Source organism: Halomonas sp. Cn5-12, from assembly GCF_021532545.1.
Lineage (GTDB): Bacteria > Pseudomonadota > Gammaproteobacteria > Pseudomonadales > Halomonadaceae > Vreelandella > Vreelandella aquamarina.
The window spans coordinates 74392-97217 of sequence record NZ_JAKGAY010000006.1 but is presented as its reverse complement, the minus strand read 5'-3'; the positions used below and the strand labels follow the sequence as shown (position 1 = coordinate 97217).

Here is a 22826-nt window from a genome sequence, read left to right as displayed (position 1 = left end):
TGATTTCCTGCTCGAACTCTCCCTGCTTTAGAGGCTCCCAGATATGCTCGAACTGCGAGGCGCACCCGCCCTTTCTGCCTTCCGCCATGAACGGCTGTTAACGGTGTTGCGTGACCGTGTTCCGGAGGTGGAGGCACTGTCTGCCCATTACGTCCACTTCATTGACCACCACGAAGAGCTCGATCATGCCGCCCAGGAGCGGTTGGCGAAACTGCTGGAGTACGGCAGCCGAGACAGCCAAGAGATTCCCGACAACGCCCAGCGCTTTTTGGTCGTCCCGCGTTTAGGCACCCAGTCACCGTGGTCCTCTAAAGCAACCGACATTGCCCACAACTGCGGGCTTAGCCAGATCAGCCGCATTGAACGCGGCATTGATTACCGCGTAGAGCTGCGCGGCGCACCCAGCACAGAACAGCTGGAAGCGATTAGCGCGCTGCTGCATGACCGCATGACCGAAAACGTACTGGCCGACGTAGCAGAGGCGGGCAAACTGTTTGCCCACCACTCGCCTGCGCCCCTTGGCAGCGTGGATATTCTGGAAGGCGGTCGCGACGCTCTTGTCACGGCTAACCGCGAACTTGGCCTTGCGCTGGCAGACGATGAGATCGACTACCTGGTAGCCGCCTTTATCGAGCTAGGCCGCAACCCCAGCGATGTTGAGCTGATGATGTTCGCCCAGGCGAACTCTGAGCACTGCCGCCACAAAATCTTCAATGCAGATTGGGTCATCGACGGCGAAGCCCAGAGCCACTCGCTGTTTAAGATGATCAAGAACACCTTCGCCACGTCACCGGATAACGTGCTCTCTGCGTACAGCGATAACGCGGCGGTGATCAAAGGCAGCCACGGCGGACGCTTCTTCCCCACGCCGCTCACCGGTGCCGAGGGCGAGCGCGCCAGCTACGATGCCCACCAAGAGCCGATCCACATTCTGATGAAGGTGGAGACCCACAACCATCCCACGGCGATTGCGCCGTTCCCCGGTGCGGCCACCGGCTCTGGCGGTGAGATTCGGGACGAAGGCGCTACCGGCATCGGCGGCAAGCCGAAAGCAGGTTTGTCCGGCTTTACCGTTTCTAACCTGCGCATTCCTGAATTTGTTCAGCCCTGGGAAGCCTTCGACTACGGCAAGCCCGAGCGCATGCAGTCCGCACTCAATATCATGCTGGCCGGCCCGATTGGCGGTGCCGCGTTCAATAACGAGTTTGGCCGCCCCAACCTGACCGGCTACTTCCGCACCTACGAGCAGGATGCGCTCAGCGAAGGCGGCATCGAGCGTCGCGGCTACCACAAGCCGATCATGATTGCCGGCGGTTACGGCAACATTCGCGCTCAGCACGTGCAAAAAGGCGAGATCCCGGTCGGCGGCAAGCTGATCGTCATGGGCGGCCCGGCGATGCTGATCGGCCTGGGCGGTGGTGCGGCCTCCAGCATGGCCTCCGGTGAGTCCAGCGCGGACCTGGACTTCGCCTCTGTGCAGCGGGAAAACCCGGAAATTGAGCGCCGTGCCCAAGAAGTCATCGATCGCTGCTGGGCGCTGGGTGAGAAAAACCCGATTCGCTTCATTCACGACGTAGGCGCGGGCGGGCTGTCTAACGCCCTGCCGGAGCTGGTAAAAGACGGCAACCGTGGCGGTCTGTTCGACCTGCGTGCGGTGCCCAATGCCGAGCCGGGCATGAGCCCGCTGGAAATCTGGTGTAACGAAGCCCAGGAGCGCTACGTACTGGCAGTAGCCCCTGAAGACTTGGATACCTTCGACGCGCTGTGCAAGCGCGAGCGCTGCCCTTACGCGGTAGTGGGCGAAGCCCAGGCGGAGCACCACCTGGAAGTGCGCGACGGCCACTTCGAGACCAAACCGGTCGATCTGCCCATGAGCGTGCTGTTTGGCAAGCCGCCGAAGATGACCCGTTCGTTTGAGCGCCAAACCCCTGAGCTCTCGGGCGTCATGCTGGATAACCTGGACCTGCGCGAAGCGATGGGTCGGGTGCTGCGCCTGCCCACGGTGGCCTCGAAAAGCTTCCTGATCACCATCGGCGACCGTTCCATCACCGGCCAAGTAGCTCGCGATCAGATGGTCGGCCCCTGGCAGGTGCCGGTGGCCGACGTAGCGGTCACCACCGCCAGCTTCGATACCCATGCCGGTGAAGCCATGGCCATGGGCGAGCGCCCGCCGGTGGCGCTCATCAACCCCGCCGCCAGCGCGCGCTTAGCGGTGGCAGAAGCAATTACCAACTTAGCCGCCGCGCCGATTGCCAAGCTGTCGGATATCAAACTCTCTGCCAACTGGATGAGCGCCGCCGACCACCCCGGTGAAAACCAGGCGCTGTACGACGCCGTTCATGCCGTCGGCATGGAGCTATGCCCGGCGCTTGGCATCGCTGTACCGGTGGGCAAGGACTCGATGTCCATGCGCACTGCGTGGCAAGAGGGCGAGGATGCCGAAGAGAAGAGCATTACCTCGCCGCTGTCGCTAGTGGTCACAGGTTTTGCGCCGGTGACCGACGCGCTGGCGACGCTGACGCCGCAGATCAACCTGGAACAGGACGAGTCTGATCTGATCTTGATCGACCTGGGGAACGGCCAGAACCGTCTTGGCGGCTCGGCGCTGGCGCAGGTCTATGGCCAAGTGGGCGATGAGTGCCCCGATGTGGACGACCCGGAAGATCTGAAAGCGTTTTTCGAAGTGATCCAAGGTCTGAACCGCGACGGTAAGCTGCTGGCTTACCACGACCGCAGCGACGGTGGCCTGTTGGTGACGCTGCTGGAGATGGCTTTTGCCGCGCACGCCGGTCTCGAAATCAAGCTCGACTGGCTGATCGATGAGCCGGTAGAAGCCTTCAACGCGCTGTTCTCTGAAGAGCTGGGGGCGGTGATCCAGGTAAGCCGTGAACACACCGAAGAGGTGCTGACGCAGTTCGCCATGGCCGGTATCGAAACCTGCGGCGTGATTGCTCGCCCGCGTTACGACGACCAAGTGCGTGTCACGCTGTTCGAAGAGCCGCTGCTGGAGACTACCCGTCAGCTAACCCAACGCACCTGGTCCGAGACCAGCTACCGCATGCAGGCGCTACGGGATAACCCGGAATGCGCGAAGAACGAGTTCGACAACCTGCTCGACGTTCGCGACCCGGGCCTTAGCGCCGCACCGACTTTCGATATCAACGACGATATCAGCGCGCCGTATATCAACACCACCAAGCCGGCGGTGGCCGTGCTGCGCGAGCAGGGCGTCAACGGTCAGGTAGAGATGGCCTGGGCCTTCCACAAAGCGGGCTTCGATGCGGTGGACGTGCACATGAGCGACATCCTGGAAGGCCGTGTCTCCCTGGAGGAGTTCAAAGGCTTAGTGGCCTGTGGCGGTTTCTCCTACGGCGATGTGCTGGGAGCAGGCGGCGGCTGGGCGAAGTCAGTGCTATTCAATGAACGCGCCCGCGAGCAGTTTGAAGCTTTCTTCAACCGAGACGACAGCTTCTCGCTGGGCGTGTGTAACGGCTGCCAGATGCTCTCGCAGCTCAAAACGCTGATTCCCGGTGCGGAAAACTGGCCGGCTTTCGTGCGCAATGAGTCCGAGCAGTTCGAGGCCCGCGTTTCCATGGTTCGGGTCGAGAAGAGCCCCTCGATTCTGCTGGCGGGTATGGAAGGCTCCAAGCTGCCCATCGCTGTGGCCCACGGGGAAGGCCGCGCCGAGTTCCGCGATACGGCGCACCTGCGCAGCATGCAGTCGAGCAGCCAAATTGCCCTGCGCTATATCGATAACTACGGTCAAGTCACTACGCGCTACCCGGCCAACCCCAACGGCTCCCCGTCGGGCATTACCGGCCTGACCACGCCGGATGGCCGCGTGACGATCATGATGCCGCACCCCGAGCGGGTGACCCGCGCGGTCACCAACTCCTGGCGTCCGGCGAAGTGGACCGAAGATGGTGCATGGCTGCGCCTGTTCCGCAATGCGCGGGTATGGCTGGGCTAACGTCATGTGATCAACCCGATAGGTGATGGATGACACATCCTGAAAAGGCGGCCTCCGGGCCGCCTTTCTTGGCTAACGGGGCAGCGCCTTCGCTGCGCCCCTACCAAACCGAGGCGGTCAAGCGGGTAGTCAGCCACTTTCGCGCCACCAGCTCTCCCGCCGTGGTGGTGCTGCCCACCGGCAGCGGCAAGTCGCTGGTGATCGCTGAACTGGCGAGACTCGCCCGTGGGCGGGTGCTGGTGTTGGCTCACGTACGCGAGCTGGTGGAGCAGAACCACGCCAAGTACCAAGCCTACGGCTTGGAGGCGGATATCTTCAGCGCCGGGTTAAAGCGCAAAGAGGCTAGCCGCCAAGTGGTGTTTGGCTCGGTGCAGTCGGTGGTGCGTAACCTGGAGCAGTTCAACGACGCCAGCTTTACTCTGCTGGTAATCGACGAGTGCCATCGGGTATCGCTGGAGGAGGACTCCAGCTATCGCCAAGTAATTGAGCACCTGCGGAGCCAGAACCCGCAGCTAAAAATCCTCGGCCTAACCGCCACCCCGTTTCGTTTGGGGCAGGGCTTTATCTACCACCGCCACCATCACGGGATGGTGCGTGGTTCAGAAGAGAGCTTTTTTGCCGACTGTGTGTTCGAGCAGCCGCTGCGCCTAATGGTCAAACAGGGCTTTTTGGCCGCGCCCAAGCGGCTGGATATGGCCATCGAGGGGTACGACTTCTCGGCGCTTGCGCCCTCGTCCAGCGGGCTTTTTCGGGAGGAGGAACTCAACCGGGTGGTGGCGGGCAACCGGGCGACACCGGGCATCATTGCCCAAGTGGTGGAGTACGCTGCCGACCGCCAGGGGGTGATGATTTTCGCCGCGACGGTGGCCCACGCCGAAGAGATCATGGGGTATCTGCCCGCCGAGCAGGCCGCGCTGATTACCGGTGCGACGGCCTCGGCCGAGCGCACCGCGCTGATCGATGCGTTTAAAGCGCGCCAGCTGAAGTATTTGGTCAACGTGGCGGTGTTGACTACTGGCTTCGATGCCCCCCACGTCGATCTGATCGCGATTCTGCGGCCCACCGAGTCGGTCAGCCTGTATCAGCAGATCGTTGGTCGCGGGCTGCGCCTCTCGCCGGGTAAAGAGGAGTGCTTGATTCTCGACTATGCGGGCAACCCCTGGGATCTCTACGCCCCGGAAGTAGGCGAACCCAAGCCGGATAGCGATAGCGAACCGGTGCAGGTGCCCTGCCCGGACTGCGGTCACGCGAACCTGTTTTGGGGCAAGCGCGACGGCGAGCTGGTGATTGAACACTTCGGCCGCCGCTGCCAGGGGCTGATTGAGGATGACGCAGGGCGCCGCCGCCAGTGCGAGTTTCGCTTTCGCTTCAAAGTATGCGACGAGTGCGGCGCTGAGAACGATATTGCCGCCCGCCGCTGTCATGGCTGCGAGAAGCTGCTGGTGGACGCCGACGACAAGCTCAAGGATGCGCTGATGCTAAAAGATGCCAAAGTGCTGCGCGTCAGCGGCATGCAGTTAGAGGCGACCACCAATGGTCGTGGCCTGCCGCGCCTAAAAGCCACCTACCACGATGAAGATGGCGAAAGTCTGAGCGAATGGTTTGCCTTAGAAACCCCGGCCCAGCGCCGCGCGTTTTATGTCGTTTTTTTACGTGCTCACCTGCGCGCGCCAGGTGGTAAATGGCAACCGACGACGCCTGATGAGGTCGTCAACGAGCAGCGCCGATTGCGCCACCCGGATTTTGTAGTGGGGCGAAAGGTAGGCCGGCACTTTCAAATCCGCGATAAGCTGTTTGATTATCAAGGGCGCTATCGTAAAGCCGCCGATGCGGGCTAGATGCCGCGCTGAAAGCACGCTGTTACACTGCTGTTTTCCCACTCATCAATAAAGGATTCGACCCGCGTGAGCGAGACGCCAAGCGCAGCGCCAGACCAAGACCAAGACGTGGCGGAATCTACTGCCGAGCCGGTGGTGGAGGCGCTTGGGCGTCTGTTTGATGAGCCCATCATGCAGCTGCCGGAAGACCTCTATATTCCCCCCGAGGCGCTGCGGGTTTTTCTGGAAGCCTTCGAAGGGCCGCTGGATCTGTTGCTTTATTTAATTCGGCGCCAGAACTTGGATATTCTGACCATCAACGTGGCCACCATCACCCACCAGTACATTGAGTACGTGGAGCTGATGAAAGCCATGGAGATCGAGCTGGCGGGTGAGTACCTGCTAATGGCTGCCATGCTGGCGGAGATTAAATCCCGGACGCTGCTGCCGCGCCCGCCGAAAGCGGAGGGCGAGGAGGAGGACCCCCGTGCCGAGCTGATTCGCCGCCTGCAGGAGTACGAGCGCCTAAAAGAGGCCGCCGAGGCGCTGGATACGCTGCCCCGCGTCGGCCGGGACTGGTTCAGCGTACAGGCGGGCTTACCGCCGTTGGAAACGCGGGTGATCCATCCCGATGTGGAGCTGGATGAGCTGCTGGGAGCGCTGTCCGATATTCTCAAACGCGCTGAGCTGGCCCAGGCCCACCAGATCAGCCGGGAAGTGCTCTCCACCCGCGAGCGAATGCTGAAAATCATGGAGCGGCTCAGCCAGGATGGCGAGGGCGGCCGTTATACGCCGTTTGAAGCGCTGTTTACCCTGGAAGAGGGGCGTGCCGGTGTGGTCGTGACCTTTATGGCCATTCTAGAGCTTGCCAAAGAGGCCATGATTGAGATTGTTCAAAATGCACCGCTGTCGCCCATTCATGTGCGTGCCCGCCAAGCGGCACTGGTCGATGGGGAAGAGGACGCATTCGAGCGTTTGGAAGAGGAGCAGGACGATGCCGCCTCAGCATTCGAAGAGTCCGCGTTTGAACCTGACGAGGAGTCGCGGTGAGAGACACCACGTTAGACGACATTATTGAAGCGGCGCTGCTAGCAGCGGGTGAACCGCTGCCGGTTGAGCGCCTGGAAACGCTATTTTTGGCCGACGAGTGCCCTTCCCGCAAAGCGTTGAGGGAAGCGCTGTCACGGCTGGCGCTGCGCCACGATAACGGCGCGCTGGAACTGGTCGAGACTGCCTCGGGCTTTCAGCTACGTATTCGTCCACGCTTGGCTCACTGGGTCTCGCGGCTGTGGGACGAGCGGCCCCAGCGCTATTCGCGAGCGTTGCTGGAAACCCTTGCGCTGATCGCTTACCGCCAGCCGGTGACTCGGGGCGATATCGAAGATGTGCGGGGCGTGAGCGTCAGCAGTTCGATCATTCGCACGCTGATGGAGCGCGGCTGGATACGCGTGGTAGGTCACCGGGATGTGCCGGGTCGCCCGGCGGTCTATGCCACCACGCGCAGTTTTCTGGATGACTTCGGTTTGAAAACCCTGGATGCGCTGCCGCCCATGCATACGCTGGTCAACGGCGACGACCCCGAAGCGCTTTCTCTAGAGAAGGCATCAACCGAACAAAACCCGCCGCCAGCACTGGACGAAACGCCTGAAAGCGTGCAGGATGCGCCACCCCAGCAAGATGAGAACACGTCGGCAGCGAGTGCCGACCACCACGCCGAGACGGCGTTAACCCAGCCGCTGAGCTTTGCCGATTTAGAGGCACGGCTGGCGGCACGTGCAAAGCGTCAACACGAACACGCTAGCACGCAGACCAACGATGTGAGGTCAGACGACCATGAGTCAGAGTAACACCACCACGCCCCCCTCCAGCGAAAAGCTGCAGAAAGTCCTCGCCCGTGCGGGCCTTGGCTCCCGTCGTGAAATGGAAACCGCCATTGCCGACGGCCGAGTGAAGGTGAATAGCCAGGTCGCCAAACTGGGCGACCGAGTGGAAGCGCGGGATAAGGTCAGCTTTGATGACCGCCCGGTGACGCTGCGTCCGGAAGAGGAAGTGCCGCGTCGGGTCATTATGTACAACAAGCCAGAAGGCGAGCTGTGTACCCGTAAAGACCCGGAAGGCCGTCGCACGGTCTTCGAGCGCCTACCGCGTCTAAAAGGCGAGCGCTGGATTGCCATTGGCCGCTTGGACATCAACACCAGCGGCTTGCTGCTGTTCACCACCGACGGTGAACTTGCCAACCGCTTGATGCACCCCTCTACCCAAGTAGAGCGTGAGTACGCGGTGCGGGTCATGGGCGACGTCAAGCGTGAGCATATCGTCGCCATGGTCGACGGCGTCATGCTAGAAGATGGCCCAGCGCGCTTTACCGACGTGCAGGAGTTTGGTGGCGAAGGCATTAACACTTGGTTCCACGTGGTGATTCTGGAAGGCCGCAACCGTGAAGTGCGCCGCCTGTGGGAGTCCCAGGGGCTTACCGTTAGTCGCCTGAAGCGTGTGCGCTACGGCAACATCTTCCTCGACAAGCGGGCGAAAGCCGGTGAGTGGGTCGAGCTCTCTCAGGATGAGGTGGATGACTTAGCGACGCTGGCCAACCTGGAAACCCGCAAAGTGCCTGAGCTGACGCCAGATGAGAAGAACCGCTGGAGCCGCGACAAGCATAAGCGTCGTCCGGTGCAGGCGATGCGCAAGCCGAAACCCAAGCGCGGTTAAGCTAGGCGCGGTTCAAGCAGTGCGCTCTGCACGGGGTAAGGCTTTTTGGCACCGTGCAGAGCAGTAGATATAGACGAAAGATAAAAAAGGGCTTGCTATTCACAAGCTGTATCCGTACTATATGCATCCGTTCGGACGGGTCGTTAGCTCAGTTGGTAGAGCAGTTGACTTTTAATCAATTGGTCGTAGGTTCGAATCCTACACGACCCACCATCCGAAATAAGCAAGCGCATCAGGTAGTAGTTCGACCAATGCTTTGTTTTTAATATGTGTTTTGATGTGAGTTAGTGTAGAATTTGCTAGTCGTTTTTGATTAGCGCAGCAAAATTTGGGTCGTTAGCTCAGTTGGTAGAGCAGTTGACTTTTAATCAATTGGTCGTAGGTTCGAATCCTACACGACCCACCAAATTCCGACGCCCTTGGTAGCTTGCTGCCAGGGGCGTTTTGCTATGTGCATCGTGGTGCATGGCGAAGTGACGTTGTGCTTGCAGCAACGAAGGGTTGTCCACCACAATGTCATAACAACGACGTTATTGTCCTGACTCTCAGCAGTCAGGTTGGCAGCGTGCCACCGCGAGAGACGCAGCGGTCGTTGCCCCGAGTGCGGCGCATGCGGAGCGCATACGCCGTGACTGGTGTTTAACAGGGGGATTCCCTGTTCGTCACAGTGGTAGACACAATGACTATGATGACCTCTCAAGCTGAGCTAGACGCTCCGCTACCAAGCCCATACTGTCCTACCCGTATCCCTGCGGAAGACGAAGCGCGAGTGGCTGAGATCAAGCAGTTGCTCAAGGCGAATAACGCCGTTTTGGTAGCGCATTACTATACCGACGATGCCATTCAGCAGCTTGCTGAAGAGACTGGCGGCTGTGTGGCGGACTCCCTGGAAATGGCCCGCTTCGGTGCCCGTCACGATGCCACCACGCTGGTGGTTGCAGGCGTGCGCTTTATGGGCGAAACGGCCAAGATCCTTTCCCCAGAAAAGCGTGTGTTGATGCCTACGCTCGAAGCGACCTGCTCGCTCGATATTGGCTGCCCGATTGACGAGTTCAGCGCGTTCTGCGATGCCCATCCGGACCGTACCGTGGTGGTGTATGCCAATACCTCGGCGGCGGTAAAAGCGCGTGCCGATTGGGTCGTGACCTCTTCGATTGCCGTGGAGGTCATTGAGCACCTGCAGGCGAAGGGTGAAAAGATTTTGTGGGCACCGGATAAGCATCTGGGTGGCTATATTCAGAAAAAAACCGGTGCCGACATGCTGATGTGGGACGGTGCCTGCATCGTGCACGAGGAGTTCAAGGCGAGAGGTATCGAGGATCTAAAGCGCCTCTACCCAGATGCCGCCGTGCTCGTGCATCCGGAATCGCCGGAGGCCGTCGTCAAGCTGGCCGATGTGGCGGGTTCCACCTCGCAACTGATCAAGGCGGCGAAAACCCTGCCCAACGAGCAACTGATCGTAGCGACCGATCGCGGCATTTTCTTCAAGATGCAGCAGGCGGTGCCTGGCAAAACGCTCTTTGAAGCGCCCACTGCCGGTAACGGCGCGACCTGCCGCAGCTGTGCCCACTGCCCCTGGATGGCGATGAACGCGTTGGATAATTTGGCTGGCGCGCTGCGTGAAGGCAGCGGCGAGATCTTTGTTGATGATGCCTTGCGTCAGCAGGCGTTAAAGCCCCTTGAGCGTATGCTGAACTTTAACGCTTAAACATTAGCGCTTAAGTATCAGCGCTTTAATATCAGTACAACGTTTCTGCTGTAAGCCAAAAGCCCGAACGCGATGCGTCGGGCTTTTTTGTATGTTTTGCATGTGCTTTAGGGCGCTAAAACTTCTCTAGCGCCTCTCGGTACTCAAGAAACGCTTCTCTGCGCTGTTCAATGCGCGCTAGCGCCTGAGTGTCGTTTTCCTGCTGGGCGGCGTCTTTGGCAATACTTAACTGTCGAATGCCGCGGTCCACTCGACCGGTAAGCTGCAGGTGCTCGGCGCGGGCCAGGTGACCCCAGCCGTTAAACCCGCTGCGCCCGGCGGCCTCTGCCAGCAGGTTGAAGCCCTGGGGGCTTTCCGGGTGCTGCGTGGTGATATCTCGAAGCAGATCGTAAGCCGCTGCTGGATCGCGCTGTAGCTGCGCCTCCGCCAGGGTCAGCTGAGCAGGCAGATAGTTAGGCATCAGCCGCAGTAAACGCTGGCTGCGGGAAATGGCGTCATCGTAGCGTTGGGCTTCCAGGGCTACGTTCGCCGCGGAGGCGGGCAGCATGCCGTAATCAGGAAGCTCGTTGGCAAGCTGGTCGAGGGTTTGCAGCGCGCGGTCGGTTTGACCATTGTGCGCATCAATAAGTGCGTTGATATAACGCAGCGCAGGCTCCTCGGCATTCTCCTGAGCCAGCCGCGAAGCCGCTTGCTGGGGTGAATTGCGGTAAATGCTCAGCAAAGCGCGAGCGCGCATCATGTCGTAGAGCGTATCGCTGGTGTAGCGGCTGGCCACGCTAAGCTGAGAAACCCGCGCTTGGGCGTCGCTCAGGCGGCTATCTGACACAGGGTGGGTCAATAGAAATTCAGGCGGCGTGCCGCCTTGAAGCCGCGACAGGCGCTGCATGGTATCGAACATACGCACCATGGCCTCTGGGTCGTAGCCTGCCTCTGCCATGGCCTGTAGGCCAATACGGTCAGCCTCCTGTTCAAAACGTCTGGAGTAGGTGAGCTGGTCCTGAATAAGCGCCGCCTGAGAGCCTATGGCGGTGGCAATGCCTGCATCGCCGCCGCCGCTGGCAGCAATCAGCATACCCGCTAGCATAGCCGCCATGGCGGGCAGCTGGGTCTGTTCTGCACGGGCGCTGCCACGGGCGTAGTGGCGTTGGGAAAGGTGGCCAAGCTCGTGGGCAATCACCGATACAAAAGCGCCTTCATCTTCAGCAAAGGCAAACAGCCCTGAATTAATGCCCACCACGCCGCCGGGCACCGCAAACGCATTGAGCGAACGGTTATCCACCATCACCGTGGTGGTTTGCAGGCTGCCGAGCTGGCTGTAAGGAGCCAGGCGTGCCACCAGGCTCTCCAGGTAGTCGCTGACAATAGGATCCTGCCACTGAGGGGCCTGGGCACGAAACTGGCGCAGCCATGCGCGGCCAAGGCGAAACTCCTCATTGCTTACCGATGCCGATGCGCCCCCTAAACTGGGCAGTTGGTAGTCGTCATAGCTGTGGCTGGGCAAGCTAACGCACAAAGCGCTGAGCGAGAGCGCGAGCGTGCAGGCCCAGCGAGAGTAGGCGGGTCTAAAATGCAGCATGACATCCCCATTCGTTCGAATAATAGGCACGGCTAACAACGGTGTGACATTGATTCAGGCAGGGAAGTGCCGTTAAATCAATATCGCAGTGGGCATCGCAAAAAAACAGTTTATGCAACAATGCGATGGTTATGTAGCCATTGAACGATTTAGCATCATGGAAGCTGCCTTTGGGGGAGAGTATGTCTGAGCAAACAGCGTCAGGGTTAGCCGAAGGGCTTAAGCCCGATCAAGTGTTGGACGCCACCGGATTGCACTGCCCGCTACCGCTGCTAAAGGCGAAGCAGGCACTGGCAGGCCTTGCGCCAGGCCAACTGCTGGAAGTAAGTGCGACCGATGCGGGCTCGTGGCGGGATATGGCGGCATTTACTGAACTAAGCGACCATGTGATGGAAGCGCGGGTGCAACGCGGCGACGTGTATGTATTTTGGATTCGTAAAGCAGGGAACACCCACTCATGACCATGCGCAGTATTCTGAAAAGTTGGGTAGAGCGCTACTTTTCAGACGAAGAGGCGTTAATTCTTCTGGTGGTGCTGGTGGCAGGGTTTGCCGCCATTATTTGGTTTGGCCGCATGTTGGCACCGTTCTTTACTGCGTTGGTGCTGGCGTTTTTACTGCAAGGCGTGGTTAGCGCGCTCACGCGACGTCGAGTGCCGCATTTGCTGGCTGTCATTATGGTGTTTTTGGCATTTGTCAGCGTGCTGCTCACGCTAGCGTTTATCTTGATGCCGCTGATCTGGAATCAGCTGGTAGGGCTCGTTCAAGAGACGCCGCGCATGTTTGCCAGCGGCCAGGGCTGGCTAGATCAGTTGCAGGAGCGCTTCCCTAATATCGTGACGCCTGATCAGATGCAGAGCTGGATTGGCGTCGCCGGGCGGGAAATTAGCCAGCTAGGTCAGCGCGCCTTGACGCTCTCGTTGACCTCGCTTGGCAATGTCATGTCGTTGATCATCTATTTGGTGTTAGTGCCGATTTTGGTCTTTTTTATGCTGAAAGATCGTGAGGCGCTGGTGGGCTTTACGCTCTCGCTGCTGCCGCAGAAGCGTACGCTGCTGACGCGCATCTGGCATGAAATGGATCGCCAAATCGCCAACTATATTCGCGGTAAGTCCATTGAGATCGTCATCGTTGGCACGGTGGCGTATATCACCTTTGCCTTTTTTGGCTTGCCCTATACGGCGCTACTGGCCGTGCTGGTCGGTTTTTCCGTATTGGTGCCCTACATTGGCGCGGCGGTGGCAACCATCCCCGTGGCGGCGGTAGCGGGCTTCCATTTCGGTATTAGCGAGCAGTTTGTCTACGTTTTAGTGGCCTACGGCGTGCTGCAGGCACTGGATGGCAACGTACTTGCCCCCGTGCTGTTCTCAGAAACCAATAACATCCACCCGGTCTCGATTATCGTTGCGGTGCTGTTCTTTGGCGGTATTTGGGGATTCTGGGGGGTGTTTTTTGCCATTCCGCTTGCCACGCTGCTGAAAGCGCTGGTGTATGCATGGCCAAGAGGGCTTGAAGGCCGACAAACATCGCAGGTGCCACCGCTGAAGCAGGATTAGCCGTGAGCATGGCTGTGCCCCGATATGGGCACAGCCAGCGGTGCATTATTACTGGCTATTAAGTGCCTGCGCCGCGCTTAGTACCTCATCTACGTGGCCAGGAACTTTAACGCCGCGCCACTCTTGGGCAAGCTTGCCATCCTGGTCGATCAAGAAGGTGCTACGCTCGATGCCCAGGTGCTCTTTGCCGTACATTTTCTTGAGTTTGATCACATCAAACAGCTGACAAACGGTTTCGTCTTTGTCGGAAATCAGCGCAAAGTTGAAATCCTGCTTGGCTTTGAAGTTTTCCTGGGCGCGCAGACCGTCCCGGGAGACACCGATGACCACGGTGTTGGCAGCATCGAAGGCAGTTTTGCGATCACGGAAGTCGCCGCCCTCGGTGGTGCAGCCTGGCGTGCTGGCTTTCGGATAGAAGTAGATGACTACCTGCTTGCCACGCAGTTCCGACAGCGTGATGGTGGTGTCGCCGGTGGCTGGGGCGGAAAAATCAGGGACGGGCTTGCCGAGTTCAATCGCCATAAAGGCTCCTTATAGGGGTGACTTTCATAGAAAATTACACGCAAGCGCTGCGCTGCTGTCAAAGCGTTAAGTAAACTCGCAGCGCTTTACGCTGTACAGGCTCGAATCGCCTGAGTACCATTTGCTGTTTGTGGGCAGGGGTGATCGCGCTCCTTCAAAGTATCAACGCCGCGTCTTAACTCAATGTGCGTCATTGCACCCTACGTGGCAGCTTGATTTCAACTTTTTGCAGGTGAGGAAAATACGGATGATCACAGGCAGCATTGTCGCCCTGGCGACGCCGATGAAAGTCAATGGCGACATCGACTGGGAGGCGCTTCGTCGTCTGGTGAACTTCCACCTCGATAATGGCACTGATGCCATCGTCGCTGCGGGCACCACGGGTGAACCCACGACCATGTCCTTTGCTGAGCACTTTGATGTGATCCGCAGCGTGGTTGAAGAAGTCAATGGTCGCATTCCTGTCATTGCCGGTACCGGGGCGAACGCTACCTCGGAAGCCGTTGAGCTGGCGCGCTACGCCAGTGAAGTGGGCGCGGACTACTGCCTATCCGTCTGCCCCTACTACAATAAGCCTACCCAGGAAGGCCTGTACCAGCACTTTAAAGCGGTCGCTGAAGGTAGCAAACTTCCAGTCATTATGTACAACGTTCCTGGCCGCACTTGCTCCGATCTCTACAACGAGACGGTGGTGCGCTTAGCGGAAGTGAACAACATTATCGGCCTGAAAGATGCTACCGGGAACCTTGAGCGCGCTGAGGATCTAATCTCACGCCTGAAAGGCAGCGATTTCATGCTCTACTCGGGTGATGACGCAACGGCCTGCGATTTCATGCTAATGGGTGGGCATGGTGATATCTCCGTGACCGCGAACGTTGCCCCCAAAGCCATGCATGACCTGTGCGCGGCTGCTGTGGCTGGCGATGCCGACAAGGCTCACCAAATTAATACGCGCTTGATGCCGCTGCACACTAACCTAGGCATTGAATCTAATCCCATTCCCGTAAAGTGGGCGCTGCACCGCATGGGTTACATGGAAGCAGGTATTCGTCTGCCGCTGACGTGGCTGTCGGAGAAGTACCACGGCACGGTAAGCGAAGCACTGCAGCTGGCGGGCGTCGTAGAGGAGTAACCCGGCGCTCGAAACCCTTTTGCTACCCGGTGATAGCATGGCCTTCCGGGTAACTGATCTGTTGACTGTTAAGGTGGCTTGATGAGCTCTGTGCTTGAACAACGTGCGCTTAAATGGATACCGCTGGCACTCGCAGCTGCTGTCACACTGGCAGGTTGCGCGCGCGATGGTTATTACCACGACCGCAACTTGGACTACACCGAAGCGGCTCCTGCGCCGCCCCTCGTGCTGCCTGAAACCCGTAATACGCAGCGTTACCAAGATGCCATGCCCGTTCCCCAGGTAGCGTTGCAGGGTTCACAGCTTGACGAACCGGCAGAGATTGAACCGCCGCAGTCGTTGGCCATTGGTGGTGGATTAGAGCCTGAGTACGTTGAGCGCCGTCAGGTGGGCGATCAAAGTTGGTTAGTAGTTGCCGCCGATCCCGGTACCGTTTGGCCACAACTGGAAGCGTTTGTACGCAGCCGCCAGCTTCCTGTTCAAGAGAGCAGTGCCAACCAAGGCGTGATCGTGACCCCGCAAGCGACGTTGCGCCTGCAGAGTGCCCTACGCGCTGGTAGCAGCGAAGTGCGCTGTGACCAGAGTGGGCAAAGTGCTGAGAGCTGCTTAACGGCACTAGAGCAGTATCTGGGCGCGCGTAGCGCAACGGCTAGCTCCTCTTCCTGGACCGCTCAGCGCTTGGCTAGCGAGCAAACACTGCAACTGCGTCAACAGGGCGATGAGTGGGAAGTGCTGATTCCGCAACCCATCGACCGCGTTTGGGCGGAGCTGAACCACTACCTCTCTCTTGATTTCACCCAAGAGGGGCAGCGTAATCTGCTCGCGACCTCCGCCGATGACTATGAGTTCTTGGTGGAGTACATGACGGAAACTGAGCGTGGGCGCAACCCGTTGCAGATCGTCTTTAGCCCTGATGTTCGTCGCATGTCGCAGCAGATTCGACTAGCGCTTGAGCCCAACGGTGACCAGACCGTGCTGCGGGCTATCAACGCCAGCGAGCGTAGTTTTAGCGCTGATGATCAGCGCGAGTTGCTTGAGCGCGTCTCCGGCTACTTACGTTAACCCTTTGACTCTCACTTTCTCACGGAGCCTCCATGGAAAAGCGCCAAGAACTCTATGCCGGCAAGGCAAAATCTGTCTACACCACTGACGATCCTGACCTGCTGGTACTGCAATTTCGTGATGACACCAGCGCTTTCGATGGTAAAAAGAAAGAGGCGCTGGCCCGTAAGGGGATGGTGAACAACATTTTTAACGCTTTCATCATGGAGCGTTTAGAAGAGGGCGGTATCCCGACGCATTTTGAGAAGCAGCTTTCCGACAACGAGAGTCTGGTCAAAAAAATGCAGATGATTCCGGTCGAGTGCGTGGTGCGCAACATTGCCGCAGGTGGTTTGGTGAAGCGACTGGGCGTGGATGAGGGGATCGCCCTTAACCCGCCGACCTTTGAGCTGTTCTTAAAGAACGATGAGAAGGGCGACCCAATGATCAATGAGTCGCTGGCGGAAACTTTTGGCTGGGCAACACCCGAGCAGCTCGCCAAAATGAAGACGTTAACTTTTAAGGTGAATCACATCCTCAAACAGCTGTTTGCCGAAGGCGATATGCTGCTGGTGGATTACAAGCTGGAGTTCGGTGTGTTCAAAGGCGAGGTGGTGCTGGGTGATGAGTTCTCCCCGGATGGCTGCCGTTTATGGGATGCCAACACCCGCGAGAAGCTGGATAAGGACCGCTTCCGTCAGGGGTTGGGTGGCGTCATTGAAGCCTACGAAGAAGTCGGCCGTCGTCTAGGGATTACCTTTCCCGCCTAACGTGTTTCGTTAGTCAGCGTATCGATCGCCACCACCTTCAGGGTGGTGGCGTCGTTTGCAAGGGGTGTTTCTTTTACCGCTTGGAATTTCACGTCTATATCCCGCAGTCGTACCCCATAAATGCGCCCACTCTGCTCCTCACGCTGGTAAGCCGGGCGTGGGTCTTGACCTAACACCTGCTCAATTAGCGCGTAGAGCGACGCTCCGTCGGCGCGGGCGGCAAGGCTGGCCTGGGCGGCCTGGCTAAAGCTCACGGGCAGCAGTGACGGGGCGCTGGGGGCAAATCCCGCCCGCGCCTCGGGCTTCGCTTCGGCCCAGGGCAGGTAGGGTTTAATATCGACCACTGGCGTGCCGCTGACTAAGTCACAGCCTGCCAAGTGCAAACTCACCCCTTGCTGAGTATCAATGTGCGATAGCTCAATCAACGAAAGCCCCAACCGGTTAGGGCGATGGGTGCTGCGGCTGGCAAAGACACCGACTTTACGGTTGCCACCCAGGCGCGGCGGGCGCACTAAGGGCGTCCACCGGGTTGGGCTTTGATGAAAGATAAATGATATCCATAGGTGGCTAAAGTCTTCCAAGCCCCGTACGGTGAGAGGATCATCAAACGGCGCTGTGAGCACTAGACGTGCATTGGCCGCTGGCGCTAACCCTGGCTGGCGGGGGACGCCGAATTTATCCGGATAGTCGCTGATGATATGACCAATGGGCGTCAGCGCAAATGACGCGCTATCTGAACGATCGTGCATAGCACTGCCTTTTGAAGGTTGGTCGGTGCCAACGTGGTCAACGAAGTCGTGGGTATTTAGTAATGTAGCGATGAGTATAAAATAGCCAACTGGCGGCAGACAGTGAGTTGTCCGTTGCCAGCCGCTAAATCGCATTGAGGCGAAGCATGTTGAAAACGAACGAACGCGCACCATCCCCTGCGCCCACCGCCCGCGTTACCTATCGCGCGGCGTTAGCCAAGGATGCCGCTGATCAGGCGGAAGTATTTTACCATGCCGTCATGCAGGGGGCGGCCACCCATTACGGGTTGGATGAGCGCCGCGCCTGGGCCAATGCGCTACCCCGCGAGGCGAGCGCCTGGGCGGCGCGCCAAGCGCTATACACTACGCTGGTAGCCGCTTGTGATGGCCGATGCGTCGGTTTTTTAGAGCTTAATATCAGCGCTGGACGTATTGAGACCCTCTACGTGTGGCCGTCATTAGCGGGACGCGGCATAGGCACCACGCTACTGATCCATGCCGAGCGTATTCTGCTGGAACATGGCGTGTCTCAGGTGGAGATTGAAGCAAGCTTGGTGCTTTATGAGCGCCTGCTGCGCCGAGGGTTCGATAACCTCGGCGAGCAGTGGGTGGAACGCAGTGGTGAAATGCTTCAACGCTACCGGCTGGTGAAACAGCTCAGCGCGGTGGAAACCTAACGGCTAAACGTTAAAGGTTTGAGTGATCCGCATCGACAGGTCAATGGATTTGACGTCTTTCGTCAGCGCGCCGCTGGAGATGCAATCGACCCCCGTGTCGGCAATCGCTCTCAGCGTCGTGTCATCGACGTTGCCAGAGGCTTCCAGCGTGGCACGGCCGCCGTTGATTTCTACCGCTACGTGGAGATCTTCAATGGCGAAGTTATCCAGCATAACGATGTCGGCACCTGCCGCCAGCGCTTGGTCCAACTCCTCGAAGGTTTCGACTTCCACTTCTACCGGCAGGTCGCTGGCTAGTTTGCGGGCTTGGGCAATGGCTGCCTGAATGCCGCCACAGGCGGCAATGTGGTTCTCTTTGATCAAAAATGCATCCCACAAGCCGATACGGTGGTTGTGCCCTCCACCGCAGGTAACGGCGTACTTTTGGGCCAGCCGCATGCCGGGGAGTGTTTTGCGCGTATCCAGTAGCCGCACACCGGTGCCTTCGATTAAATCTACGTAGCGACGCGTGGCAGTGGCCGTGGCTGACAGCGTTTGCAGCATGTTCAGCGCTGCGCGTTCACCGGTCAGCAGGCTACGGGCCGGGCCTTCAATCTCTAAAAAACACTGCTCCGCATCTAAAGTATCGCCGTCAGCAGCCTGCCAGCGTAATGTCACGCGGCTATCCAAACGACGAAAAATTTCATCAACCCAGGCAACTCCGCAGAGCACGGCAGGTTCACGGGTAATCACCTTAGCGGTTGCCCACTGGTTCTCAGGAATCAGCTGAGCCGTGATATCTCCCGCGCCAACGTCTTCCGCTAACAGGCGGGCAGCACAGGCGCGAATCTCTTCAGCAAGAGCAGTTTGATAATCCATAGCGGTGAGGTCTCTGGGCGTCGTCTTCGATGACGGGCATTATAGTGAAACAGAACGCTAACGTAGAGGAGCGTGTGCGATCATGAACCAAGAAAACAGGGCAGGGCAGTGGTCCAGGGCACGGCAGGTAGCGTCGCCTAACCAGGATACACGCCCTCACGGCGAGGTGTCGCTGCTGCTCTTGCACGCCATTAGCCTGCCGCCTGGGCAGTTCTCGGGCGATGCTATAGAAGCGCTGTTTACCAATCGCTTGGACCCAAACGAGCACCCTTTTTTTGCTGAGATTGACCATTTGCTGGTCTCGGCGCATCTGCTGATTCGCCGGGACGGCGAGTGCATTCAGTTTGTCGATAGCGATCAGCGAGCCTGGCATGCTGGTCGCTCCTGCTGGTGGGACTCCGCGCTGAGCGTATGGCGATCAAAGCTCAATGATTTTTCTGTGGGCATCGAACTTGAGGGCGATGATTGCACTCCCTTTACCAAAGCGCAGTACTCTGCCCTGGTCGAAGCCACCTGCTGGCTGATGGCACGCTATCCTGCATTAACGACCCAGCGAATCACCAGCCATGCCAAAGTGGCCCCGCTGCGTAAAACCGATCCAGGGCCCGCCTTTGATTGGGCTTACTTTCGCCAGCAGTTGGCACGGCGTTTAATGGATAAAAGTGTTGGTTAAAAACACCCTTTAAGTGGTTCTGGTGGCAGACAATAAAACGGTAGTTTAACTACATTCAGAAGGCGTTAGCTGCAGCGATAAAGGTCTTATAAAGCGCTTATGTTGCAGTGCAATAGTTTGTTTTCGATGGCTTTTTGCGGCGTGCCGGAATTGGCAGCGTGGCGACTTTGCGGTATCTTCGCATATACAAAAGGCTAATTTTTACCAAATACCTGTAGCTTAACTACATTCATGAAAGCGTAGCTCATTGAATGTAGGGTGAAAATCCCCTGCTCGATGCATCGCGTCGGCTATTCACAGGCCTGTGGTGGCCAAACACTGCAGCCGCCCCAGGCCCGAAGGGTTGGCGGGGCTCATTGTCATTTATCGTCATTCGGAGAGACCTCTATGAGTCTGGAGACAAGAGAAGATCTCGATCCGGTCGAAACCACGGAGTGGCTGGAATCCCTGGAATCGGTACTGGATCGTGAGGGCGAAGATCGTGCCCGCTACCTGATGACCCGCCTGGCGGATCGCCTGCGCCGGGACGGGATGAAGGTGCCCTTCTCGGTGACAACCCCCCACCGTAATACGATCCCGGTTCATCGCGAAGCGCCCATGCCGGGCGACTTGTTCATGGAGCGTCGCATTCGCTCCCTGATTCGCTACAACGCGATTGCCCAGGTGATTCGTAACAACCGGGCCAACCCGGGCTTGGGGGGCCACATTGCAAGCTTCATGTCGTCCGCCACGCTGTACGACGTGGGCTTCAACCACTTCTTCCGCGCCCCCAAAGGCGACTTTGAAGGCGACCTGGTTTACATTCAGGGCCACGTGGCACCAGGTATCTATGCGCGCTCCTTCCTGGAAGGCCGCCTGACCGAAGAGCAGATGGACAAGTTCCGTCGTGAAGTCGACGGCGATGGCCTTTCTTCCTACCCGCACCCGTGGCTGATGCCGGACTACTGGCAGTTCCCCACGGTCTCCATGGGGCTTGGCCCGATTCAGGCTATCTACCAAGCCCACGTGATGAAGTACCTGCATCACCGTGAGCTGAAAGACATGCACGACCGCAAGATCTGGTGCTTCATGGGCGACGGCGAGTGTGACGAGCCGGAATCCCTAGGCGCGATCTCCCTGGCGGGCCGTGAGAACCTCGATAACCTGATCTTCGTGATCAACTGTAACCTGCAGCGCCTGGACGGCCCGGTACGCGGCAACTCCCGCGTTATGGACGAGTTCGAAGGCGTCTTCCGCGGTGCCGGTTGGAACGTGATCAAGGTCGTTTGGGGTCGTCTCTGGGATCCGCTGTTCGAGAAGGACAAGAAAGGCATCCTTCAGAAGCGCATGGACGAGGCGGTCGACGGCGAGTACCAGAACTACAAGGCGAACGGCGGTGCTTACACCCGTGAGCACTTCTTTGGTAAGTACCCAGAAACCGAAGCGATGGTCAAAGACCTCTCCGACGAGGATATCTGGAAGCTCAACCGGGGTGGCCACGACCCGTTCAAGGTCTACGCGGCGTACCACGAAGCGGTCAACACCAGCAACGGCAAGCCCACGGTCATCCTGGCGCACACCGTCAAAGGGTACGGCATGGGCAGCGGCGATGGCGAAGCCGCCAACGAAGCCCACCAGGTCAAGAGCATGGAGTACGAAGCGCTGAAGAAATTCCGCGACCGCTTCGGCATTCCGCTCACCGACGAGCAGCTCAAAGACGTGCCGTACTACAAGCCGGAAGAGGACTCTCCCGAGCTCAAGTACATGCACCTGCAGCGCGAGCGTCTCAACGGCTACCTGCCGAGCCGCCGCAGCGATTTCGAAGCGCTGGAAATCCCCAGCCTGGAAGACAAGACGTTTGCTTCTCAGATGGGCGGTTCCAAAGGCCGCGAAATTTCGACCACCATGGCCTTCGTGCGTATCCTGAACGGCTTGGTGAAAGACAAGCAGCTGGGCAAGCAGGTTGTGCCGATTGTCCCCGATGAGGCCCGTACCTTCGGTATGGAAGGCATGTTCCGCCAGCTGGGTATCTACACTGCCGAAGGTCAGAAGTACGAGCCGGTCGATAAAGGCCAGATCATGTACTACCGCGAGGACCAGAAAGGTCAGGTACTCGAGGAAGGCATTACAGAGGCAGGCGCGATGTCGGCGTGGATCGCCGCCGCAACTTCCTACAGCAACAACAACGTCACCTTGCTGCCGTTCTACATCTACTACTCGATGTTCGGCTTCCAGCGTATTGGTGATTTGGCATGGGCCGCAGGCGACCTGCAGGCGCGTGGCTTTATGGTCGGCGGCACCGCCGGGCGTACCACGCTCAACGGCGAAGGCCTGCAGCACCAGGATGGCCACAGCCTGATTCAGGCCTCCACCATCCCCAACTGCCGCAGCTACGACCCGACGTACGCTCATGAAGTTGCGGTCATCGTGCAAGACGGTCTGAAGCGCATGTTCACGGACAAAGAGAACTGCTTCTACTACCTGACCGTGATGAACGAGAACTACGAGCACCCCGAGCTTGAGAACGTACCGGCCGACGACATCGTCAAGGGCATGTACCTGCTTAAAGAGACGAAGGGTGACAAAGGGCGCGTTCAGCTGCTGGGTTCCGGCACCATTCTGCGTGAAGTGGAAGCTGCCGCTGAGCTGCTGGCCAACGACTGGGGCATCGGGGCGGACATCTGGAGCGTGACCAGCTTCAACGAGCTGCGTCGTGAAGCGCTGCTGCTGGAGCGTGAAGCGTTCCTCAACCCGGATGCCGAAGCCAACAAGCCCCACGTTACCAAGTGCCTGGAAGGTCGTGATGGTCCGGTGATTGCGTCTACCGACTACATGAAGCTCTACGCGGATCAAGTACGTGCTTGGGTGCCCAGTGATTACACCGTGTTGGGTACCGACGGCTTTGGTCGTTCTGATACCCGCGAGAAGCTGCGCTACTTCTTCGAAGTAGACCGCTACTTCGTCACCGTTGCTGCGCTGCGTGCCCTGGCCGACCGTGGTGAAATTGATCGCAAGCAGGTTGGCGAAGCGCTGAAGAAATATGGCATCGATGCCAACAAGCCGAACCCGCTGACCAGCTAAACCGCTGCC

General features: G+C 58.7%; 18 protein-coding genes and 2 tRNA genes. 16 read left to right on the top strand and 4 right to left on the bottom strand.

Translation table 11 applies throughout. From position 1 onward, the window contains the following. The first annotated feature begins 43 nt into the window (after positions 1-43). From purL to nadA, 8 genes are all read left to right on the top strand, one after another. Positions 44-3970: a phosphoribosylformylglycinamidine synthase gene (gene purL / locus L1249_RS05545; RefSeq protein WP_228168342.1), complete on the top strand. Its 3927-nt coding sequence runs from the start codon at positions 44-46 to the stop codon at positions 3968-3970. 29 nt (positions 3971-3999) lie between these two features. After that, complete coding sequence (locus L1249_RS05540; protein ID WP_228168341.1) at positions 4000-5808, top strand: DEAD/DEAH box helicase; 1809 nt, start codon at positions 4000-4002, stop codon at positions 5806-5808. A gap of 66 nt (positions 5809-5874) precedes the next feature. Beyond that, positions 5875-6837, top strand: a complete 963-nt coding sequence (locus tag L1249_RS05535) for a segregation and condensation protein A (protein WP_137093271.1) — start codon at positions 5875-5877, stop codon at positions 6835-6837. After that, the gene (gene scpB, locus L1249_RS05530) at positions 6834-7634 is read left to right on the top strand and encodes an SMC-Scp complex subunit ScpB (RefSeq protein WP_172416491.1); all 801 of its coding nucleotides are present in this window, start codon (positions 6834-6836) and stop codon (positions 7632-7634) included. Before L1249_RS05535 ends, scpB begins: the two co-directional genes overlap by 4 nt. Beyond that, positions 7621-8496: a 23S rRNA pseudouridine(2605) synthase RluB gene (gene rluB / locus L1249_RS05525; protein WP_137093275.1), complete on the top strand. Its 876-nt coding sequence runs from the start codon at positions 7621-7623 to the stop codon at positions 8494-8496. Before scpB ends, rluB begins: the two co-directional genes overlap by 14 nt. A 137-nt stretch (positions 8497-8633) precedes the next feature. Next, positions 8634-8709 (top strand) — tRNA-Lys (locus tag L1249_RS05520). 117 nt (positions 8710-8826) lie between these two features. After that, a tRNA-Lys gene (locus tag L1249_RS05515) sits at positions 8827-8902 on the top strand. A 273-nt stretch (positions 8903-9175) separates the two neighbouring features. Next, a complete protein-coding gene (gene nadA / locus L1249_RS05510) occupies positions 9176-10204 on the top strand; it encodes a quinolinate synthase NadA (protein WP_044628741.1) in 1029 nt (342 codons plus the stop codon). Positions 10205-10319: 115 nt separating this feature from the next. Here the strand turns inward: nadA and L1249_RS05505 are convergent, their stop codons facing one another. Continuing rightward, positions 10320-11780 (bottom strand): M48 family metalloprotease, encoded by a 1461-nt coding sequence (locus L1249_RS05505; RefSeq protein ID WP_228168340.1) that lies wholly within the window; start codon positions 11778-11780, stop codon positions 10320-10322. 182 nt (positions 11781-11962) lie between these two features. Here L1249_RS05505 and L1249_RS05500 point away from each other — a divergent pair, with 182 nt between their 5' ends. Both L1249_RS05500 and L1249_RS05495 read left to right on the top strand, forming a co-directional pair. Continuing rightward, positions 11963-12241 carry a sulfurtransferase TusA family protein gene (locus tag L1249_RS05500; RefSeq protein ID WP_044628739.1) on the top strand — a complete coding sequence of 93 codons (279 nt, stop codon included), beginning with the start codon at positions 11963-11965 and terminating at the stop codon, positions 12239-12241. After that, a complete protein-coding gene (locus tag L1249_RS05495) occupies positions 12238-13335 on the top strand; it encodes an AI-2E family transporter (protein ID WP_044628738.1) in 1098 nt (365 codons plus the stop codon). Before L1249_RS05500 ends, L1249_RS05495 begins: the two co-directional genes overlap by 4 nt. 48 nt (positions 13336-13383) lie before the next feature. On the opposite strand, the gene L1249_RS05490 is transcribed toward L1249_RS05495, so the two are convergent. Next, entirely contained in the window at positions 13384-13857 is a 474-nt protein-coding gene (locus L1249_RS05490) for a peroxiredoxin (protein ID WP_044628737.1), read from the bottom strand. A gap of 247 nt (positions 13858-14104) precedes the next feature. Between L1249_RS05490 and dapA the strand changes: the two genes are divergently transcribed. The 3 genes from dapA (at position 14105) to purC (ending at position 16800) form a co-directional block, all read left to right on the top strand. Further along, complete coding sequence (dapA, locus tag L1249_RS05485; RefSeq protein ID WP_044628736.1) at positions 14105-14989, top strand: 4-hydroxy-tetrahydrodipicolinate synthase; 885 nt, start codon at positions 14105-14107, stop codon at positions 14987-14989. Positions 14990-15070: 81 nt separating this feature from the next. Next, entirely contained in the window at positions 15071-16051 is a 981-nt protein-coding gene (bamC, locus tag L1249_RS05480; RefSeq protein WP_058577139.1) for an outer membrane protein assembly factor BamC, read from the top strand. 32 nt (positions 16052-16083) lie between these two features. Further along, positions 16084-16800 (top strand): phosphoribosylaminoimidazolesuccinocarboxamide synthase, encoded by a 717-nt coding sequence (gene purC / locus L1249_RS05475; RefSeq protein ID WP_058577140.1) that lies wholly within the window; start codon positions 16084-16086, stop codon positions 16798-16800. Here purC and tsaA read toward each other — a convergent pair. After that, the gene (gene tsaA / locus L1249_RS05470) at positions 16797-17549 is read right to left on the bottom strand and encodes a tRNA (N6-threonylcarbamoyladenosine(37)-N6)-methyltransferase TrmO (RefSeq protein WP_058577141.1); all 753 of its coding nucleotides are present in this window, start codon (positions 17547-17549) and stop codon (positions 16797-16799) included. The two genes, purC and tsaA, sit on opposite strands and share 4 nt — an antisense overlap. Positions 17550-17695: 146 nt before the next feature. Here tsaA and L1249_RS05465 point away from each other — a divergent pair, with 146 nt between their 5' ends. Further along, a complete protein-coding gene (locus L1249_RS05465) occupies positions 17696-18226 on the top strand; it encodes a GNAT family N-acetyltransferase (protein ID WP_044628732.1) in 531 nt (176 codons plus the stop codon). A 3-nt stretch (positions 18227-18229) separates the two neighbouring features. On the opposite strand, the gene nadC is transcribed toward L1249_RS05465, so the two are convergent. Then, on the bottom strand, positions 18230-19084 hold the full coding sequence (nadC, locus tag L1249_RS05460) for a carboxylating nicotinate-nucleotide diphosphorylase (RefSeq protein ID WP_044628731.1): 855 nt from the start codon (positions 19082-19084) through the stop codon (positions 18230-18232). An 82-nt stretch (positions 19085-19166) separates the two neighbouring features. Between nadC and ampD the strand changes: the two genes are divergently transcribed. Together ampD and aceE are read left to right on the top strand one after the other, a co-directional pair. Beyond that, positions 19167-19757: a 1,6-anhydro-N-acetylmuramyl-L-alanine amidase AmpD gene (gene ampD / locus L1249_RS05455; RefSeq protein ID WP_044628730.1), complete on the top strand. Its 591-nt coding sequence runs from the start codon at positions 19167-19169 to the stop codon at positions 19755-19757. A gap of 387 nt (positions 19758-20144) precedes the next feature. Beyond that, positions 20145-22817, top strand: a complete 2673-nt coding sequence (gene aceE, locus L1249_RS05450) for a pyruvate dehydrogenase (acetyl-transferring), homodimeric type (RefSeq protein ID WP_044628729.1) — start codon at positions 20145-20147, stop codon at positions 22815-22817. Positions 22818-22826: the final 9 nt, after the last annotated feature.

Excerpts from the sequence above, each read along its gene's own strand:
- L1249_RS05495 (WP_044628738.1), top strand. The coding sequence starts at position 12,238 with ATGACCATGCGCAGTATTCTGAAAAGTTGGGTAGAGCGCTACTTTTCA.
- nadA (WP_044628741.1), top strand. The coding sequence starts at position 9,176 with ATGACTATGATGACCTCTCAAGCTGAGCTAGACGCTCCGCTACCAAGC.
- L1249_RS05540 (WP_228168341.1), top strand. The coding sequence starts at position 4,000 with ATGACACATCCTGAAAAGGCGGCCTCCGGGCCGCCTTTCTTGGCTAAC.
- ampD (WP_044628730.1), top strand. The coding sequence starts at position 19,167 with ATGAACCAAGAAAACAGGGCAGGGCAGTGGTCCAGGGCACGGCAGGTA.
- L1249_RS05500 (WP_044628739.1), top strand. The coding sequence starts at position 11,963 with ATGTCTGAGCAAACAGCGTCAGGGTTAGCCGAAGGGCTTAAGCCCGAT.
- aceE (WP_044628729.1), top strand. The coding sequence starts at position 20,145 with ATGAGTCTGGAGACAAGAGAAGATCTCGATCCGGTCGAAACCACGGAG.
- tsaA (WP_058577141.1), bottom strand. The coding sequence starts at position 17,549 with ATGCACGATCGTTCAGATAGCGCGTCATTTGCGCTGACGCCCATTGGT.
- purC (WP_058577140.1), top strand. The coding sequence starts at position 16,084 with ATGGAAAAGCGCCAAGAACTCTATGCCGGCAAGGCAAAATCTGTCTAC.
- nadC (WP_044628731.1), bottom strand. The coding sequence starts at position 19,084 with ATGGATTATCAAACTGCTCTTGCTGAAGAGATTCGCGCCTGTGCTGCC.
- dapA (WP_044628736.1), top strand. The coding sequence starts at position 14,105 with ATGATCACAGGCAGCATTGTCGCCCTGGCGACGCCGATGAAAGTCAAT.
- L1249_RS05490 (WP_044628737.1), bottom strand. The coding sequence starts at position 13,857 with ATGGCGATTGAACTCGGCAAGCCCGTCCCTGATTTTTCCGCCCCAGCC.
- rluB (WP_137093275.1), top strand. The coding sequence starts at position 7,621 with ATGAGTCAGAGTAACACCACCACGCCCCCCTCCAGCGAAAAGCTGCAG.
- L1249_RS05465 (WP_044628732.1), top strand. The coding sequence starts at position 17,696 with ATGTTGAAAACGAACGAACGCGCACCATCCCCTGCGCCCACCGCCCGC.
- purL (WP_228168342.1), top strand. The coding sequence starts at position 44 with ATGCTCGAACTGCGAGGCGCACCCGCCCTTTCTGCCTTCCGCCATGAA.
- L1249_RS05505 (WP_228168340.1), bottom strand. The coding sequence starts at position 11,780 with ATGCTGCATTTTAGACCCGCCTACTCTCGCTGGGCCTGCACGCTCGCG.
- bamC (WP_058577139.1), top strand. The coding sequence starts at position 15,071 with ATGAGCTCTGTGCTTGAACAACGTGCGCTTAAATGGATACCGCTGGCA.